The 16,392-nt window shown below is 50.1% G+C and carries 17 protein-coding genes; 9 read left to right on the top strand and 8 right to left on the bottom strand.

What is annotated here, in order from left to right; genetic code table 11:
* Position 1: 1 nt before the first annotated feature.
* The 4 genes from arsC to B3Z23_RS00070 form a co-directional block, all read right to left on the bottom strand.
* Entirely contained in the window at positions 2-352 is a 351-nt protein-coding gene (arsC, locus tag B3Z23_RS00085; protein ID WP_294899809.1) for an arsenate reductase (glutaredoxin), read from the bottom strand.
* A gap of 3 nt (positions 353-355) precedes the next feature.
* Complete coding sequence (locus B3Z23_RS00080) at positions 356-1,834, bottom strand: M48 family metalloprotease (RefSeq protein ID WP_414716437.1); 1,479 nt, start codon at positions 1,832-1,834, stop codon at positions 356-358.
* A 206-nt stretch (positions 1,835-2,040) separates the two neighbouring features.
* On the bottom strand, positions 2,041-2,505 hold the full coding sequence (gene bcp, locus B3Z23_RS00075; protein ID WP_038022739.1) for a thioredoxin-dependent thiol peroxidase: 465 nt from the start codon (positions 2,503-2,505) through the stop codon (positions 2,041-2,043).
* Positions 2,506-2,674: 169 nt separating this feature from the next.
* Complete coding sequence (locus tag B3Z23_RS00070) at positions 2,675-3,253, bottom strand: glycine cleavage system transcriptional repressor (RefSeq protein WP_294899803.1); 579 nt, start codon at positions 3,251-3,253, stop codon at positions 2,675-2,677.
* Between the two features lie 142 nt (positions 3,254-3,395).
* Here B3Z23_RS00070 and dapA point away from each other — a divergent pair, with 142 nt between their 5' ends.
* The 6 genes from dapA (at position 3,396) to ypfH (ending at position 9,994) form a co-directional block, all read left to right on the top strand.
* Positions 3,396-4,274 (top strand): 4-hydroxy-tetrahydrodipicolinate synthase, encoded by an 879-nt coding sequence (gene dapA / locus B3Z23_RS00065; protein ID WP_294899800.1) that lies wholly within the window; start codon positions 3,396-3,398, stop codon positions 4,272-4,274.
* A 14-nt stretch (positions 4,275-4,288) separates the two neighbouring features.
* On the top strand, positions 4,289-5,317 hold the full coding sequence (bamC, locus tag B3Z23_RS00060) for an outer membrane protein assembly factor BamC (protein ID WP_294899797.1): 1,029 nt from the start codon (positions 4,289-4,291) through the stop codon (positions 5,315-5,317).
* A 141-nt stretch (positions 5,318-5,458) separates the two neighbouring features.
* Positions 5,459-6,172, top strand: a complete 714-nt coding sequence (gene purC, locus B3Z23_RS00055; RefSeq protein ID WP_294899794.1) for a phosphoribosylaminoimidazolesuccinocarboxamide synthase — start codon at positions 5,459-5,461, stop codon at positions 6,170-6,172.
* A 177-nt stretch (positions 6,173-6,349) separates the two neighbouring features.
* On the top strand, positions 6,350-7,228 hold the full coding sequence (locus tag B3Z23_RS00050; RefSeq protein WP_294899791.1) for a KPN_02809 family neutral zinc metallopeptidase: 879 nt from the start codon (positions 6,350-6,352) through the stop codon (positions 7,226-7,228).
* 26 nt (positions 7,229-7,254) lie between these two features.
* Entirely contained in the window at positions 7,255-9,228 is a 1,974-nt protein-coding gene (locus B3Z23_RS00045; protein ID WP_294899788.1) for a tRNA(Met) cytidine acetyltransferase TmcA, read from the top strand.
* A gap of 70 nt (positions 9,229-9,298) precedes the next feature.
* Positions 9,299-9,994: an esterase gene (ypfH, locus tag B3Z23_RS00040; protein ID WP_294899785.1), complete on the top strand. Its 696-nt coding sequence runs from the start codon at positions 9,299-9,301 to the stop codon at positions 9,992-9,994.
* Positions 9,995-10,060: 66 nt separating this feature from the next.
* Here ypfH and B3Z23_RS00035 read toward each other — a convergent pair whose 3' ends face one another.
* From B3Z23_RS00035 to B3Z23_RS00025, 3 genes are read right to left on the bottom strand one after another with little or no spacing between them, the layout of a single operon-like run.
* Positions 10,061-10,249: a YpfN family protein gene (locus B3Z23_RS00035; RefSeq protein ID WP_038022079.1), complete on the bottom strand. Its 189-nt coding sequence runs from the start codon at positions 10,247-10,249 to the stop codon at positions 10,061-10,063.
* Positions 10,250-10,269: 20 nt separating this feature from the next.
* Positions 10,270-11,397: a succinyl-diaminopimelate desuccinylase gene (dapE, locus tag B3Z23_RS00030; protein ID WP_294899781.1), complete on the bottom strand. Its 1,128-nt coding sequence runs from the start codon at positions 11,395-11,397 to the stop codon at positions 10,270-10,272.
* The gene (locus tag B3Z23_RS00025; protein WP_294899779.1) at positions 11,397-11,780 is read right to left on the bottom strand and encodes an ArsC family reductase; all 384 of its coding nucleotides are present in this window, start codon (positions 11,778-11,780) and stop codon (positions 11,397-11,399) included. The genes dapE and B3Z23_RS00025 overlap by 1 nt, the downstream gene beginning before the upstream one ends.
* Positions 11,781-12,346: 566 nt before the next feature.
* On the opposite strand from B3Z23_RS00025, the gene ansP reads away from it, so the two are divergent.
* Together ansP and B3Z23_RS00015 are read left to right on the top strand one after the other, a co-directional pair.
* The gene (ansP, locus tag B3Z23_RS00020; protein WP_294899777.1) at positions 12,347-13,807 is read left to right on the top strand and encodes an L-asparagine permease; all 1,461 of its coding nucleotides are present in this window, start codon (positions 12,347-12,349) and stop codon (positions 13,805-13,807) included.
* Positions 13,808-14,034: 227 nt separating this feature from the next.
* A complete protein-coding gene (locus tag B3Z23_RS00015) occupies positions 14,035-15,087 on the top strand; it encodes a DUF1176 domain-containing protein (RefSeq protein WP_294899775.1) in 1,053 nt (350 codons plus the stop codon).
* Here the strand turns inward: B3Z23_RS00015 and ampH are convergent.
* A complete protein-coding gene (gene ampH / locus B3Z23_RS00010; RefSeq protein ID WP_294899772.1) occupies positions 15,084-16,172 on the bottom strand; it encodes a D-alanyl-D-alanine-carboxypeptidase/endopeptidase AmpH in 1,089 nt (362 codons plus the stop codon). The two genes, B3Z23_RS00015 and ampH, sit on opposite strands and share 4 nt — an antisense overlap.
* Between ampH and B3Z23_RS00005 the strand changes: the two genes are divergently transcribed.
* A partial coding sequence (locus B3Z23_RS00005; protein ID WP_294899770.1) for a hypothetical protein occupies positions 16,150-16,392 on the top strand: 243 nt, incomplete at its 3' end. The two genes, ampH and B3Z23_RS00005, sit on opposite strands and share 23 nt — an antisense overlap.

The raw sequence follows: 16,392 nt of genomic DNA, 5'->3' as shown, positions 1-16,392 counted from the left end.
CCTATAGGATAGTCAGAACATTTTCCGGCGGCCGGCCTAGTCTTGCCTGATCGCCATTGATTACAATCGGTCGTTCAATAAGCTTTGGATGTTCTGCCATTGCCGACAGCAGGGCTTCATCCGTTAGTGAGGGTGACGCCAGCCCGAGTTGTTTATAAATCTCTTCCCCTTTACGTATTAACTGACGTGGTTCAGAAAATCCCAGTTTTTTTAGCAGGTTCTTCAACGTAGCTACATCTGGTGGATTATCAAGATAAAGGATAATTTCCGGATGAAGACCTTGTTGTTGCAGTAGTTGTAAAGTTTCGCGGCTCTTTGAGCAGCGGGGATTATGATAAATTTGCAGAGTCATAAGTTACGATCCTTTCTGATACTGTCGGAAGCGTTGTTGCAGCTGCCGGAGCTGGTCAATGCGCGCATCATAACGTGCCTGTTTCAGGCTGCCAACCGGCGACTGTGCGCTGGCGCTGCTCAGTGCCCGTATCGCCTGATCCAACTGACCATTGAGGGCCAGCCCCTGCGCCTGATCAAACAGCACTTCATCACTGAGTCCCTGAGCCGCATTGGCCTGGCTGAGTAAATCCCAACCATTGGGATCATCCGGATAGGACCAGGTATAGCGGTTAAGTAGCTTACTGGCGTTGGCAGCCTGACCAGCCTGTAAATAAGCATTAGCCAGATTTAACTGAATGACCGGATTATTCTGCGGACTGCTGGCTGAGGTCAGCATACTGACCGCTGCAGCTGGTTGTTTCAGGCCAATATCAATATCAGTCATGATATCGAGAAACCATGGATTTGCGGGCTGGCTCTGTAACAGTGGCTGAATAATATTTTTAGCATCCTGGAATTTCTTTGCTTCAAGGAACTGTACAGCTTTGCCATATTTTGCTGCCAGTTGTTGACGAACATTCCCCCGGGCGTACCGGGCCAACACGTCGTCCAGCAGACCGCTGCTGTTGGTTAACTGAGAGGTCCCATACATCCCCATGATGCGGACTTTGGCAAAAAAGAAATCCTGTGAGGAGTGAACAACCACCCCCGGCATCTGGTTTGCCCGGTCACGGGCATCCGCCAGTCGGCTGTCGGGTAGCGGGTGGGTTAGCAGTATCTCCGGAGGTTTAGAGGCGTAACGGGTCTGGTCGGCGAGTTTCTGTAAGAAAGCCGGCATGGCTTGCGGATCAAAACCTGAACGTTGCAGTACCTGAATTCCGATGCGATCTGCTTCCTTTTCATTTTCCTGAGTGAAACTGATCATGCCCTGCTGTGTTCCGGCCAAAGTACCGGTTAATGCCGCCATTCCGGCTTCAGGGTTAGCTATTGCCAGCAATATCGAACCTAATGCCCCGACCCAGGTGAGCGGTGCGCTACGTTTTTGTGCTTCCATTGCTCTGGCTAAATGCCGTTGGGTAACGTGCGAGATTTCGTGCGCCATCACCGAAGCCAGTTGGCTTTCATTATCGGTGTAACGGAATATCGCCGAATGCAGGACCACATTGCCGCCAAAAAAAGCAAAGGCATTTAACTCATCATTTTGTATCAGATAAAAATGAAAGGGGGTTTTGACTGACCAGGCATGGGCGACCAGCCGCTGGCCAATGTTATTTATATAGCCGGTCAGTAGAGGATCATTGATCAGAGGCGCGCTGCCACGCAGTTCGCGGACGTAAAAATCCCCAATCTGCAACTCCTGATTGATAGAAAGCGTTGCCCCGGCGGTGGTCCCGATATCCGGCAGAGTATCGGTGACATCGGCGAAGGAGGCGGGAACTGAACCACTGACGGATGTTAAAAACATCAGGGCAGTCAGCGTTTTGTTGAACGAGTATCTCATCACCTGTCCCTGTTTGTCGGCCATGAAATTTTGGACTCTGAGACTGGCCGGAGGTTCGCGGAAAGTTAACCGAAGTGTACCATTACCGGGCAGATTCTTTTGTGCTTCTTGCAGCGATTTGCTATGCAGTATAGCAGAGTGTTTACGAGGTACAGAGAGAGAAAGATGCCGCCGGAGGACGCCCCGACGGCAGAGAATAACGAAAATCAGGCTTGCAGGTAACTGAGGACAACATCGTGGTGGTTTGAGGTTTTAAAATCATCAAACACTTTTTCGATTTTACCGTCAGTTCCGACCAGAAAAGTTGTGCGGTGAATACCGTCATAGGTTTTACCCATGAAGTTCTTTTCTCCCCAGATGCCAAACTGCTCGCAGACCTGGTGGTCTTCATCAGATAATAGTGTAAAGTTCAGCAGCTCCTTTTCGGCAAAACGGGAGAGCTTCTCGGGTTTATCCGTACTGATACCCAGTACCTGTACTCCGGCTTTGTTCAGGGCTGACATATTGTCCCGTAAACCACAGGCCTGCACAGTACATCCCGGGGTCATTGCTTTAGGATAAAAATAAATGAGTACCCGTTCTCCCTGGAAGTCGCTCAGGTTAACTTGTTCTCCATCCTGATCTGGCAAGCTAAACAATGGGGCACTATCGCCGGCTTTCAGTGGATTCATCACAACTCTCCAATTCTTATCTTTTGGCTGAATCAGCCCGTTAACATTAATTTTATCAGACTGCATTACCTTCGGTAATAAACTGCCGCAGAGCAAGTGCGGAAAATGCTTAATACTTCAGATAAACAGCTGACGCAGTCAGAAGAGTTCAATGGCAACCGGCAGTCACTCATTGTGCAGGGAATGTCTCTGATGCGTCACTGTCCAGCATGCTGTACAGCCGTATACTGCCTTGTGCATTCAGTTCTGTACAGAGTTGATGAAATGCCTGTTCAAATAAGTTGCGTTGTCTTGGCAGAGCGCTGTGCGCAGTCATCTGGATATACAGGGTGGGAGGCATATTTTCCTGTGCGGGTTTTATCCGTGAGACCAGTTCCGCAATATTCATCTGGTTCTGATCGAGCAGGTCGGTAAAGCGCTCGATGATACCCGGAGTATCGGGTACCTCGACTTCAATCCACGTGGTTTCCGGTCGGGGTGGGTGGGTATCAACCCGGGTACGCTTCATGATAATTAACAGCTCGAGTTCTGCTCCTTTCAGCGGCAGGGTCGACTCAATTAGGCCAATCGCATTCCAACTGCCGGAAAGCAGCATGATAAAGGTAAACTCATCTCCGAGCAGGGCGAGGCGGCTGTCGTCAATATTGCACCCGCAACGGCTGACATGGCGGGTGATGGTATTCACTATCCCCGGTCGGTCAGCACCGAGTGCGGTAATAACCAGATGGTGTTGCTGTGATTGCGGCAAAGTCGTCTTTCCTGTTTTTTACTAATAACCTTAAGGTAAACATAAAAAAAACTGCTGACAAGCACAGGAAGCAACTGGCTTGCTTGCTTTTCACATGAACTAAACCTTACCATGAAGTAATTGTCAGTTGAGGGGATCACTAATGTTTACCGGAAGTATTGTTGCGCTGGTTACACCAATGGATGATAACGGTGACCTTTGCCGTGACAGCCTAAAAAAACTAATTAATTATCATGTTGATAGTGGAACTTCTGCCATTGTTTCTGTCGGGACTACCGGCGAATCGGCAACGCTTAGCCATGCTGAGCATGCCGAAGTGGTGAAAGCGACTGTCGAGCTGGCAGAAGGACGTATTCCGGTAATTGCCGGTACCGGTACAAATGCAACAGCGGAAGGCATTGAATTGACCCGCCACTTTGAAGATAGCGGAGTTGTTGGCTGCCTGACCGTTGTTCCTTATTACAATCGCCCGACTCAGGAAGGGATGTTTCAGCACTTCAAAGCCATTGCAGAAAGCAGCGCATTGCCGCAAATTCTGTATAATGTTCCGTCGCGTACTGGTTGTGATATGTTGCCTGAAACGGTAGCCCGTTTAGCCGAAATAAAAAATATTATCGGAATAAAAGAAGCGACAGGGAACTTATCCCGCGTTAGCCAGATCCAAGAGCTGGTTGACGACAAGTTTATTTTACTGAGCGGCGATGACGCCAGTGCGTTAGACTTTATGCAACTGGGTGGTTCGGGCGTTATTTCAGTGACTGCTAACATTGCTGCCCGTGAAATGGCAGATTTATGTCAGCTGGCCAAACAAGGTCATTATGCTGAAGCCCGGCATCTGAATCAGCGTCTGATGGTATTACATCATACGTTATTTTGTGAACCCAATCCGATCCCCGTTAAGTGGGCAGCGAAACAGCTGGGGTTGATCGCAAACGACACATTACGCCTGCCGATGACCCCGCTGACTGCGAATGCAGTGCCAGTGGTGGAGAAAGCTTTACGTGATGCAGGTTTGCGATAATTTAGGGAGTTTGAATGGCTTACTCAGTTAAGAGTTCTGCAGTCGCAAAAGTAGCCGGCTTGTCAGTGGTATTGCTACTGGCCGCCTGTTCTAACGATCAGCATTACAAGCGGCAAATCAATGGGAATGAAGACTATCTGAAAGCTTCCGGTTTACATGATCTGAATGTCCCTTCCGGCATGATTTTACCGTTGGAAAACGCACAGTATCAGGTGCCACCGGCCCCTGCTCAGGGGGCCACCGGCAAAATGCTGGATATTCGTCCACCGGCACAGCCACTAGCCTTGCTGAACGGAACCCGTACTCAGTTTAGTGGAAACAGTGCAGCACTCATCCTCGAGAGTCAGCAAGCCGATTTGTGGACGCAGGTGATTAATGTACTGGAAGCGGATAAATATAAGATTGCCGATCGCAATGATGCAGCACAGCAACTGACCACTGACTGGATCGACTGGAACCGCCCGGATGAAGATCATCAGTACCGGGGTCGTTATCAGGTCTCGATTCAGAAACAAAGCTATCAGACCGTGTTAACTGTGCGCTCACTGGAACTGCAACAGAAAGGGGTTGCAGTGACTTCTACCGGTGAAGTTCAGCGTTATACCACACAACTGCTTAATGCGATTACCATCGGGCTAAATGCGCAGGAAACTGCCCGTGAAAATGCCGGAAACAATAAAGTTGGTACTATCGATGTGCAGAGCGGAGCTGATGATACCGGATTACCCGATCTGATTATTCGTGCACCTTATACCGCCACATGGCAGCGTCTGCCTGCGGCATTGCTGCGTATTGGGATGACGGTATCGGATAAAGACCGTTCAGACGGTAGTTTGAAAGTGTCTTATAAGCAACCCGGCAGTGCAGCATGGGATGCGTTAGGTGCGAAGGACCCGGAACTGGCGAAGGGGGATTACAAATTACAGCTGGGTGATTTGGGTAACCGTAGCAGTCTGCAGTTTATCGATCCGAAAGGTCATGTGCTGACCCAGTCGCAGAATGATGCGCTGGTGCCTGTTCTTCAGGCGGCGTTTAACAAATAAATGGAAAAGGCCGGAGATTCTCCGGCCTTTTTGTTTTTAATTTGGCATAATAGCCGCTGGCAGGTAAACGATTGCGCAGAGCGATGGTTTAGCTAAAATCAGTAACCGTGCGTAAGTTCTTTCATGTTTGGAGTTAACAAGATGCAAAAGCAAGCTGAGTTGTATCGCGGCAAGGCTAAAACAGTATTCAGTACCGATAATCCTGATTTGCTGATACTTGAATTCCGCAATGATACATCAGCAGGAGACGGTGCCAGAATCGAGCAGTTTGACCGTAAGGGAATGGTTAATAATAAATTTAACTATTTTATTATGCAAAAATTGCAGCAGGCCGGCATTCCGACTCAGATGGAAGCATTGCTTTCAGATACCGAAGCGCTGGTAAAAAAACTGGATATGGTTCCGGTAGAGTGTGTGGTACGTAACCGCGCGGCGGGATCTCTGGTGAAAAGATTGGGTGTGGAAGAGGGGATTGCTCTGAACCCGCCACTGTTCGATCTGTTCCTGAAAGACGATGCGCATCATGACCCGATGATTAATGAATCTTACTGCGAAACCTTTGGCTGGGTCAGCCAGCAGCATCTGGCACGGATGCGCGAGTTGACTCTTAAAGCGAATGAAGTCTTAAGCCGGATGTTTGACGATGCAGGACTGATTCTGGTGGACTTTAAGCTGGAATTTGGATTATTCAACGGTGAGGTTGTACTGGGTGATGAATTCTCCCCGGACGGTGCCCGCCTTTGGGATAAAACTACCATGGCCAAAATGGATAAAGACCGTTTCCGCCAAAGCCTGGGCGGTGTGGTTGAGGCTTATGAAGAAGTTGCTCACCGTTTAGGTGTCCCACTGGATTAAGATAGATTTCTGTCCTTCTTAAGAGCGCCGGTCAGGCAGAGTTTCTTCCTGACCGGCGTTGCTGTTTCTGTTAGCTGGTTTTATTGTTCTCACTGAGTTTCAGATAGCGATGCTGGTCATCTGCCAGATACGCAACTAAAATCATCAGAATGTAAAAAAAAATAACAGAGGTAACAGATGCGTTGGCAAGGGCGTCGTGAAAGCGACAATGTGGAAGATCGTCGCGATCAGTCTTCAGGTAGTGGTGGTATGGGCGGTGGCGGTATCCGGATTCCACGAGGTAAAGGTGGAATAGTCATCCTGATAGTCGTGGTTGTCGCGGGTTATTATGGCTATGACCTGACTCCGTTACTGGGGGGAGGGGGCAGCAGTGTCACCACTACGCAGCCTCAAAGTCAGGGGCATGTGCAAAGCTCATCTGATGCACAGGCGGCGAAGTTCACTTCGGTGATTCTGGCTTCTACGGAAGATACCTGGAGTGAAATTTTTCAGAAAATGGGCAAACACTATGTGAACCCAAAACTGGTCATGTATCGTGGGCAGACCACCACAGGATGTGGCACCGGTCAGTCTGTGATGGGCCCTTTTTATTGCCCGGCCGACCAGACAGTGTATATCGATCTGTCGTTTTATGATGAACTGAAAAATAAACTAGGTGCTGGTGGTGATTTTGCTGATGGTTATGTCATCGCCCATGAAGTTGGACACCATGTACAGAAATTGCTGGGAATTGAAGAAAAAGTCAGAGAGCAACAGCAACGCAGTACTCAGACGGAAGCAAACCATCTGTCAGTGAAGCTTGAACTGCAGGCAGATTGTTTTGCCGGTGTCTGGGGACACTACATGCAACAGCAAAATATGCTGGAAACCGGTGATCTGCAGGAGGCTCTTAATGCCGCAGAAGCAATCGGTGACGATAAACTGCAACAACAAAGTCAGGGGCGTATAGTGCCGGATAGTTTTACCCATGGTACTTCTCAGCAACGTTACAGCTGGTTCAAGCGTGGTTTTGACAGCGGCAATCCTGCGCAATGTAACACTTTCTCCGCCGAATGACCGACTGGCAATCTGGCAGTGAACAGATGCGTCTGGCTGGAGTCCGGCGCATTTGTGTTATCTGTGGCAGTGATGACTGGGTGATAACCGCGGCCACGGATATCCGGCAATCCGTGGAAGGAAACTGGCTGACCGTCAGTCCGGACCCTCAGGCTCCGGAACCTTATGTGTTACCTTCAGCGGTCAGAGGCCTGCTTGGCCGCGAGTTTATGCATGCAATTTTCGATGCCCGACAAGGGTTTCATGCAGAAGCCCTGGCCTGCCTTGCCGGAACACTACTGCCGGGCAGTTGGCTGTTGTTGTTACTGCCGCCCCGCGAACAATGGACTCGCCGACTCTGTCAGGACAGCCTGCGCTGGGCAGACACGCCTCAGGCTATTGCGACACCTTATTTTATGCAGCATCTGCAGACGGTACTGGCCAGCGATAGTCATATCAGCTACTGGTACCAGCATCAGTCACCGGATATCCCGCCCCTGACAGTGCCAGCCCGTTGGCAGTCTGCTGCCGGTGTGCAACAGCGCGCGGTGCTGGAACAACTTCAGGCACTCCTCCCTGGAGTGGCGGTCGTGACGGCACCACGTGGCAGGGGAAAATCAGCACTGGCGGGTATGCTGGCAAAAAGTCGTCCCGGGGCGTTGATTACCGCACCGGCGAAAACTTCGGTTGATGTTCTGCGACGATTTGCGGGTGATGCATTCCGTTTTGTCGCTCCTGATGCATTACTGGCCGATCCTCCACGTGACGGTGACTGGTTGATTGTGGATGAGGCCGCAGCTATTCCTGCACCTCTGTTAGGGCAAATGATTAGCCACTTCCGGCATGTGTTATTGGCCACGACGGTCCAGGGTTATGAAGGCACAGGCCGTGGGTTCCTGCTAAAATTCTGCGCCTCGTTACCTGCGGTAAAATTCTTTAGCTTGTCCGATCCGTTACGCTGGGCCCCGGGGGATCCGTTGGAACGTTTTATCAATCATCTGTTTTTGTTTGATGAAACCGTTGTGCCCCTGTCTGAGAAGGCCCCGGAGATAGCCCGGTTGCCACAGGATTGTTGGCAGTCGGCCCCGGGAAAAGCCCGTGCGGTCTACCAGTTGTTAAGCAGTGCCCACTACAGGACTACGCCATTGGATCTGCGCCGGATGATGGATGCACCAGGCATGTATTTCTGGCTGGCGCAAACAGCCACGGAAATTCATGGTGCCTTATGGTTGCTGGAAGAGGGCGGACTTAGCCGTGTGTTGAGTGAAGCCATATGGGCGGGGTTTCGTCGTCCGAAAGGGAATCTGGTGGCTCAGTCGCTGGCCGCTCATAGTGGTTTTCCTGAAGCTGCGATGATGCGTTCATTGCGTATCAGTCGGGTGGCTGTGCATCCCCAGGTAAGGCGACAGGGAATCGGCAGAGACCTGGTCAGTGCAGCTATCAATGGTGCAGGTCCTGACTTTGATTATTTGTCGGTCAGTTTTGGACTAACCGGGGAGCTTTGGCAATTCTGGCGCAGTTGTGGGTTTCGTCTGGTCAGAGTCGGCAGCCAGAGGGAAGCCAGCAGTGGATGTTACACTGCAATGGCAGTATTGCCATTAAGTGACAGAGCATCACGTTTTACTGTGGAAGCTGAGCAATGGCTTCGCAGGAACCTGGCCTTTGCCGCACCTCAATGGCTGGCAGAATTACCGTCAGAAATATGCCGACCTGAGCAGCAGGATATTCACTGGTTGAGTGAGGCAGACTGGCAGGAGCTGGCCGGATTTGCCTGGGGAAGCCGGCCTTTTGAAACTTCATATCCGGTGCTGATGCGTTTGCGTGCTCTTACTCCGTGCCCTCCATCCTTGCTGGCAGCGTGTAATGAAGATGAAGCACATAATCAAAGTATCGCGGCATCCGGTGGCCGAAAAGCCTGGTTACAGCAGTTGAGGCAACAGATTTCTCAGCAATTGCTTACTGTGGATCCTCAGCAGTCAGTACAGTGGCAGCAGAAACTGGACCAGTTACGGAAAATTTGACCATTATGGTCAAAATCTTCCGCGTGTGACCGGCTGGCTGGCAGGCTATAGTTATTAGCAGGAGGATATTATGGATCTTGAACAGGTAGTTGTGCAGTCACCCACAGGCCCGGGGACTCAGCTGTTTTTATTATTTCATCGCAGTGGGGATAATCCGACCTCTATGGCACGAATTGGCCAGTGGTTTGCACAGGCGTTCCCACAGTCGCATGTGATCTCCGTTGGCGGCCCTCATCAACTTATGGCGGGGGGCAGTGAATGGTTTAGCGAGCAGGACTGTTCGGTCACTTTACGGCAAAATAATATCGATAAAGTGATGCCGCAATTCATCCGACTGGTCAAAGAATGGCAAGTCCGGGCCGGAGTCACCGCTGCGGCGACCGCGTTAATCGGATTCTCTCAGGGGGGCATTATGATCCTTGAGGCTCTGAAAGCAATCCCTGAACTGGCTGGCAGGGCAGTGATCTTGTCCGGAAGTTATAATACGCCACCTGTAACAGCATCGCTGGCGACCACGGTTCACCTGATTCATGGTGATGAAGACGAGGTGATCCCGTATAAAAGGGCAGAACAGGCTGCAGAGTGGCTCATTGGCGCGGGAGGGGATGTGACCCTGGATTGCGTGGAAGATTTACCCCATGCCATTGATGAGAAAAGTCTGCAACTGGCGATTAATCATCTGAAGTACACCATTCCTAAGCGCTATTTTGATGAGGCGCTGAGCGGCAGTACTCCGGGGCAAGATGATGTAATCCCGATGATCTGAAACCTGTTCTGTAATAATATGCCGCAGCCCCGGAATTCCGGGGCCTGCGGCATAATCCGTGGTGGATTATTTCTTAGCAGGCCAGTCATCATCATCGTCCCACTTATCGTTAAAATCACGATGTGGGGGGAGTTCGGGTTTGTTATCCAGATATTTTTTGGGATCGACACGTTTTAAATCTTTATAAACGTTCACCAGAATACCGATCATAAACAGGATAACAATGACCCACCAATAGTGTTTCAACCATTCCATGACTGTAGCTCCTTCAGTGATCAGGCAACAAGTTGATCCATGATCCGTTGGTACATCCGGCTCAGCAGTTGCAGATCGGATGCTTTTACACATTCATTGATTTTGTGGATCGTGGCATTTACCGGCCCCAGTTCCACCACTTGTGCTCCCATCCGGGCAATAAACCGGCCATCAGAGGTACCTCCGTTGGTCAGAAGCTGAGGCTTAATTTCATTATAGTGCTGAACGGCTTTTACTACCGCATTTACCAGTTTTCCCTGAGATGTCAGGAAGGGCTGGCCGGATAAATTCCATTCCAGACTATATCTGAGTTGATGACGGTTTAGCAGAGCCTCAACCTGTTCACGGATCATGATATCGGTCAGTTCGGTGCTAAACCGGAAATTGAACTGGACAAACAGATCGCCCGGGATAACGTTATTGCTGCCGGTGCCGGCCTGGATATTGGCAATCTGCATACTGGTGGGCGGGAAAAATTCATTACCATTGTCCCATACTGTCGCGACCAGTTCATTCAGAGCAGGCATGGCACGGTGAACCGGATTATCGGCAAGATGCGGATAAGCGACATGTCCCTGTACCCCATGTACGGTCAAATTCGCAGTAATGGACCCGCGACGGCCGTTTTTGACCACATCTCCCACCACTTCAGTGCTGGAAGGTTCTCCCACCAGACAGTAATCCAGCCGCTCCTGACGTGCCATCAGTGTGTCGACCATTTTTACCGTCCCGTTGATTCCGCTGGCTTCTTCATCCGAAGTAATCATAAATGCCAGCCGACCACGATGATAAGGGTGCATAGTGACAAAACGTTCAGCCGCAACCACCATGGCAGCCAGTGAGCCTTTCATATCTGCTGCGCCCCGACCAAACAGCATACCGTCACGAATCGTCGGCTCAAAGGGGGGATTAATCCAGTGCTTTGCTTCACCGGGTGGCACCACATCAGTATGGCCGGCAAATGCCAGTGTTTCACCTTCCCCACGGGTGGCCCAGAAATTACGGGTATCACCAAAATTCATCAGTTCAATCTTAAAACCAATGGCCTGTAATCTGTCGATTAACAGTGTCTGACAACCCGCGTCTTCCGGGCTGACCGAAGGGCAACGTATCAATTGTTGTGTAAGTTCTATCACCGGGCAAAACATCAGAGATTCTCCTGAATAAACGTCTGGTAGGCGGCCGGATCAAAACCGGTCAGCATGGCACTGTTGGCTGCACACAGCAGCGGACGTTTAATCATCGCAGGGTTTTCCAGCATAACCTGTAAAGCACTTTGATTATCAGTGACGGCTGCCCGGGTTTCCTCCGGCAGTTTACGCCATGTGGTTCCGCGGGTATTCAGCAGGGTTTGATAACCCAGGGTTTCGATAAAAGAGCTCAATAGCGAGCTGTCCAGTCCGTCGGCCCGGTAATCGTGAAAATGGTATTCCACGCCCTGATCTTCCAAAAAACGTCGGGCTTTACGGATAGTATCGCAGTTTTTAATGCCGTACATCGTCAGGCGGGAGGGGGTATCACTGTTCATCATTCAATACGACTACCTGTCAAAGAGTGTGTCACCAGCGTGGTCGGGCCCGCTGATAGGTGGCGGTGCTTTTGTTGTATGCCAGTGATAATGCCGTAAACACCTGCTTTGATCCACTCTGGTGAAGGTTTTCCCTACCCGAACCTGCCTGGCAAAGCTATACCTGTGTCGGCGAAACATGTTATCTGAGTTACAAAACAGGCAGAATCCTTTATTGCAGGCAAAATTTTTACTGAAAAAATGGCTAATCCAAGGCAAAATCCGCTGTCGTTTGAATATTGTCACGTCCTGTGATTTCCGGAAACGCTGCCAGCTACTGCTGCGATGAGGGACAGGTGCGTCACATTTCATAACAATAACTTATGACGTTTTTTTTTGATATCCATCATAAGAAAGTCTTCGCTTTTATTTACAGGGCTTTACGGCAACTGTCTTAAGCGGGTAGGATTCAGCGCCCGGTTTTTCTTATGGCAAAATTGTGTAGCTGTGCAAGGTTGAAGAGATAACCTCCGCATAAATACGCAAACGATTACTATGTATTGCGGGTGGTCAGGACAAACAGGAAAAATATGAAACATACAAAAAAAACAGCTGAAGAGCTACGTGCGGCACGACGCAAATGGCTTAATTCACATGACAGTGGCTACCGTAAAGAGATGGGTAATCGTCAGGTTCAGATGATTGCCATTGGTGGTGCCATTGGAACTGGGTTATTCCTGGGAGCAGGTTCCCGCTTACAAGACGCAGGCCCGGCACTTGCGTTAGTGTATCTGGTGTGCGGTATTTTCTCTTTCTTTATTCTGCGTGCCCTTGGTGAACTGGTTATGCACCGGCCCTCCAGTGGTAGTTTTGTCTCCTATGCACGTGAATTCATGGGTGAAAAAGCTTCATTCGTTGCCGGGTGGATGTACTTTGTTAACTGGGCGATGACCGGTATCGTCGATATCACGGCAGTTGCATTGTATATGCATTACTGGGGAGCCTTTGGTGATATCCCGCAATGGGTGATTGCTCTGGCAGCCCTGGCGCTGGTGGGTACTATGAACATGATCGGTGTGAAATGGTTCGCCGAAATGGAATTCTGGTTCGCTCTGGTGAAAGTCCTGGCTATCGTCATTTTCCTGATTGTGGGTGTCGTGTTTCTGGGGAGTGGTAAGCCTCTGGATGGCGTACAACCCGGATTCCATCTTATCAGTGATAATGGAGGTATTTTCCCTCACGGCCTGTTAGCGGCACTGGTGCTGATTCAGGGAGTTGTGTTTGCTTTCGCTTCCATCGAATTCGTAGGTACAGCGGCGGGTGAGTGTAAAAATCCTAAGATTATGGTTCCGAAAGCTATAAACAGCGTTATCTGGCGTATCGGTCTGTTTTATGTCGGATCAGTCTTACTGCTGGTATTACTGCTACCGTGGAATGCTTATCAGGCGGGTCAGAGCCCATTTGTGACCTTCTTCTCTAAACTGGGTGTGCCTTACATCGGTAGTATCATGAATATTGTGGTACTGACCGCGGCATTGTCCAGCCTGAACTCAGGTCTGTATACCACCGGTCGTATTTTACGTTCGATGTCGATGGGCGGTTCAGCGCCGAAGTTCATGTCTAAGATGAGTCGTCAGCAGGTACCTTTCGCCGGTATCCTGGTGACTATCGGTGTGTACGTGATTGGGGTTGTACTTAACTACTATGTGCCGGGTCAGGTCTTCGAAATCGTCCTGAATTTCGCGTCCCTGGGGATTGTATCCTCGTGGGCATTCATCGTACTTTGCCAGCTGAAACTGCGCCAGGCCATCAAAGAAGGTAAAGCTGATGATATCAGCTTTAAATTACCTGGTGCACCTTTTACCTCCTGGCTGACATTACTGTTCCTGTTTAGCGTTATTGTGCTAATGGCGTTTGATTATCCTACCGGGACCTACACAGTGGCGTGTATTCCGTTAATTATCATTTTGCTGATTATTGGCTGGTACGGTGTTCGTAAACGGGTGCAAATGATTACTGCTCAGCAACATGACGATATTCATTCATCATGATGCGGAATAACTGCAGCTAATGTTTTTAAGATACCCTGCACTGTCAGGGTATTTTTTTGTCCGTAGCATGTAGCGGCAGGGTCATGGTGGGACGATATATTAGCTCAACGTGCGGGAAGAGTCCGAGGATTCTGATTGAGCCGCGTTAAATCATTCCGGATGATGACTGTTTTAGCAGGTATTCTGGCCATTGTCAGTGCCTTGCAGGTTTCTCCCGGTACATTTTTATGCAACGACCCAAAGCAATACTGTTATTGCTGTTAATATCTGTGGCTGGTCGCCTGTCGGCACAACCGGTGCAAAAGGTATTTTCCGACTGGGAATTAAGCTGTAATAATTTTACCTCCTGCGAGGCAAGGAGTATTGATCACGGAAGTGGCCTGGTGGTCAGTTTTTACCGGCGTGCAGGCGAGTCGACTATTGACTGGTTGCGTATTGATTATCATCCTCCGAACGCGTCTGCTAAAGAGAGTCAGTCAACGCTGGTACAACGACTGTTGATTGATGACCACCCCTGGCCGCAGCCGGACCTTCAGAGTGATCCCCGTTCAGTCGTCACCGATGATCCCCGAATGGCACAAAGTTTACTCGACCTCCTGAGCCATTCGATTAAACTCAGTGTCGGGGACGATGCTCATGCGCCCCTGTTTTTAACGACGCTGCCAGAGTTTCTCGGAAAAGTATCGGAAATCCGGGCTAACCTGAGTAATCCGACTCAGGGGCAGGAAAACTCACCACAAACTCTGGTGGTTGAATCAGGAGTGACACCACCGACACCGCTGTCCCGTGATGAAATTAACTATTTCGTCAATTACGGTATTTCACAAATCAATTTGCAGACCTGTTCGCTGGAACCCGTGTTCCGGCAGATTAAAGTGGCACCTGTGAGTGATACCCGGGCGTTGCTGTTGATTAGTTGTGAAAGCGCCGCCTATAACACTTTTTATCAGGCATGGCTGATTAACCGTAATTTCCCGCCAGAGGCGCGACAACTGACTTTCCGATTGCCTTTTTCTCAGGAGGTTCAGACGGGGGATAATTTTGAATTAACTAACGCCGGGTATGATCCGACTACCAGGGTACTGACTACGGTGTTATGGGGGCGTTACCTGGCAGATTGCGGGACACTGAGTCGTTGGCAATTTGATGGTCAACAGTTTGTGCTTAAACAGTTTGCCAGCGAGAGCGTCTGCGACCGCTGGCATTCTGCAGACCGCTGGCCAGTCATCTGGTCAGCGGTGCCTGAGCCGGCTCCGGACTCTGCAGGAAATCATTCTTAACGGTGATTTCGTACCAGTTCGGCAATAAGTTCGTTTACGCCGTTGCTCATTGGTGAAAAATGACTCAATGATGAACGGGCAACCACAATAAATACCCCAACATTATTCTGCGGAGACATGGCGATATAGGTCATAAAGCCCCCTCCGCCACCGGTTTTCTCAATAAGAGCAGGGGAGTCGTCCGTTGCAGCCATATGTAGCCAGCCCATTCCAATAGCATCCGCATGGCCAGCCACATCCATACCATTCACTCGTAATAGCGATGAACGCGGATAGATCATTCTTTGCAGTTCACCTGCCAGCGGGCTGCGTGGATGGCCGACCGAATTCAGGAATTGCTGCATCCAGCGTCCCATGTCATCAGGAGTGGAATAAACACCACCACTACCGATAGCTGCCAGGGTGTTATTACAAGGGCTGGCACTTTGTTCCGGAACCATCAGCCGTTGGCATTGATCCGGAGATGGCGTAAAGGTGGTATCTTTCATGCCCAAAGGTCGGGTGACCAGTTGTTGTAGCAGTTGTGGATAGGGTTTGGCTGCCGCCCTCGACAGTGCGTCTGCCAGCAAATCGAATCCCAGGTTAGAATAGGAGACTTCAGTTCCTGGCGCATATTTTAGCCTTGCATGCGCCAGCCAGGCCCAGCGCTGACTGCGGACTGGCCAGATAAATACCGGACGATGTGCTTTACCTCCCGGCATTTCGCGTGGCAACCCGGCGCTGTGGGTCGCAAGGTTAATTAACCGGATACTGTTACCGTGCCAGGCAGGAACCACGGCACCCCGCGGAGCATAGCGGCTCAACGGGTCATTGAGTCTGACAGTCCCGGATTTAGATAATTTCACCAATACTTCAGTGGTCATCAGCTTACTCAGTGAGGCAATCCTGACAACTGAATCTTTCTGTGGCCGGATATTATTCCCGGGACGGGTTTCCCCCAGACCAGTAAACACCCGCTGGTTGCCATCAATCACTACCATTGCCATGCCGCTGGCGCCACTGCCATAGAAAATATGGTTGGCATAACGGTCGACAATCTGTGATGTCAGTTCCGGAGAGGGAGTGACCCCGGCAAGGCCAGACATTGAATACAGTGAAACAGCCAGGGCTAACAGCAAAGAAGAGCGCTTTTTCAATCGAGAGTGTCCGTGGGAAAATGAAAAGGAATATTTTAAAGAGTTTCCGGCCAACGAAAAGGGGACAATGACGCTTTTTATGTTTCCTGATATGAGAATCGTTACGCTTTTGAACTTAGCCCCCGGAGGTATGCCGGGGGCTGAGGTGTTACAGAATCGCTTTCGCTTT

Origin of the sequence: Tatumella sp. UBA2305, assembly GCF_002345795.1 — a bacterium.
Lineage (GTDB): Bacteria > Pseudomonadota > Gammaproteobacteria > Enterobacterales > Enterobacteriaceae > Tatumella > Tatumella morbirosei.
Note: the sequence above shows the minus strand (reverse complement) of the source record. Positions and strands in the feature narration are given on the sequence as shown.

What these genes read in the sequence shown, in the direction of transcription:
- bamC (WP_294899797.1), top strand. Translation starts at nt 4,289, where the DNA reads ATGGCTTACTCAGTTAAGAGTTCTGCAGTCGCAAAAGTAGCCGGCTTG.
- bcp (WP_038022739.1), bottom strand. Translation starts at nt 2,505, where the DNA reads ATGAATCCACTGAAAGCCGGCGATAGTGCCCCATTGTTTAGCTTGCCA.
- ampH (WP_294899772.1), bottom strand. Translation starts at nt 16,172, where the DNA reads ATGTCTGGCCTTGCCGGGGTCACTCCCTCTCCGGAACTGACATCACAG.
- ypfH (WP_294899785.1), top strand. Translation starts at nt 9,299, where the DNA reads ATGGATCTTGAACAGGTAGTTGTGCAGTCACCCACAGGCCCGGGGACT.
- B3Z23_RS00050 (WP_294899791.1), top strand. Translation starts at nt 6,350, where the DNA reads ATGCGTTGGCAAGGGCGTCGTGAAAGCGACAATGTGGAAGATCGTCGC.
- B3Z23_RS00080 (WP_414716437.1), bottom strand. Translation starts at nt 1,834, where the DNA reads ATGAGATACTCGTTCAACAAAACGCTGACTGCCCTGATGTTTTTAACA.
- dapE (WP_294899781.1), bottom strand. Translation starts at nt 11,397, where the DNA reads ATGTTTTGCCCGGTGATAGAACTTACACAACAATTGATACGTTGCCCT.
- ansP (WP_294899777.1), top strand. Translation starts at nt 12,347, where the DNA reads ATGAAACATACAAAAAAAACAGCTGAAGAGCTACGTGCGGCACGACGC.
- B3Z23_RS00015 (WP_294899775.1), top strand. Translation starts at nt 14,035, where the DNA reads ATGCAACGACCCAAAGCAATACTGTTATTGCTGTTAATATCTGTGGCT.
- B3Z23_RS00045 (WP_294899788.1), top strand. Translation starts at nt 7,255, where the DNA reads ATGCGTCTGGCTGGAGTCCGGCGCATTTGTGTTATCTGTGGCAGTGAT.
- arsC (WP_294899809.1), bottom strand. Translation starts at nt 352, where the DNA reads ATGACTCTGCAAATTTATCATAATCCCCGCTGCTCAAAGAGCCGCGAA.
- B3Z23_RS00025 (WP_294899779.1), bottom strand. Translation starts at nt 11,780, where the DNA reads ATGATGAACAGTGATACCCCCTCCCGCCTGACGATGTACGGCATTAAA.
- dapA (WP_294899800.1), top strand. Translation starts at nt 3,396, where the DNA reads ATGTTTACCGGAAGTATTGTTGCGCTGGTTACACCAATGGATGATAAC.
- purC (WP_294899794.1), top strand. Translation starts at nt 5,459, where the DNA reads ATGCAAAAGCAAGCTGAGTTGTATCGCGGCAAGGCTAAAACAGTATTC.
- B3Z23_RS00035 (WP_038022079.1), bottom strand. Translation starts at nt 10,249, where the DNA reads ATGGAATGGTTGAAACACTATTGGTGGGTCATTGTTATCCTGTTTATG.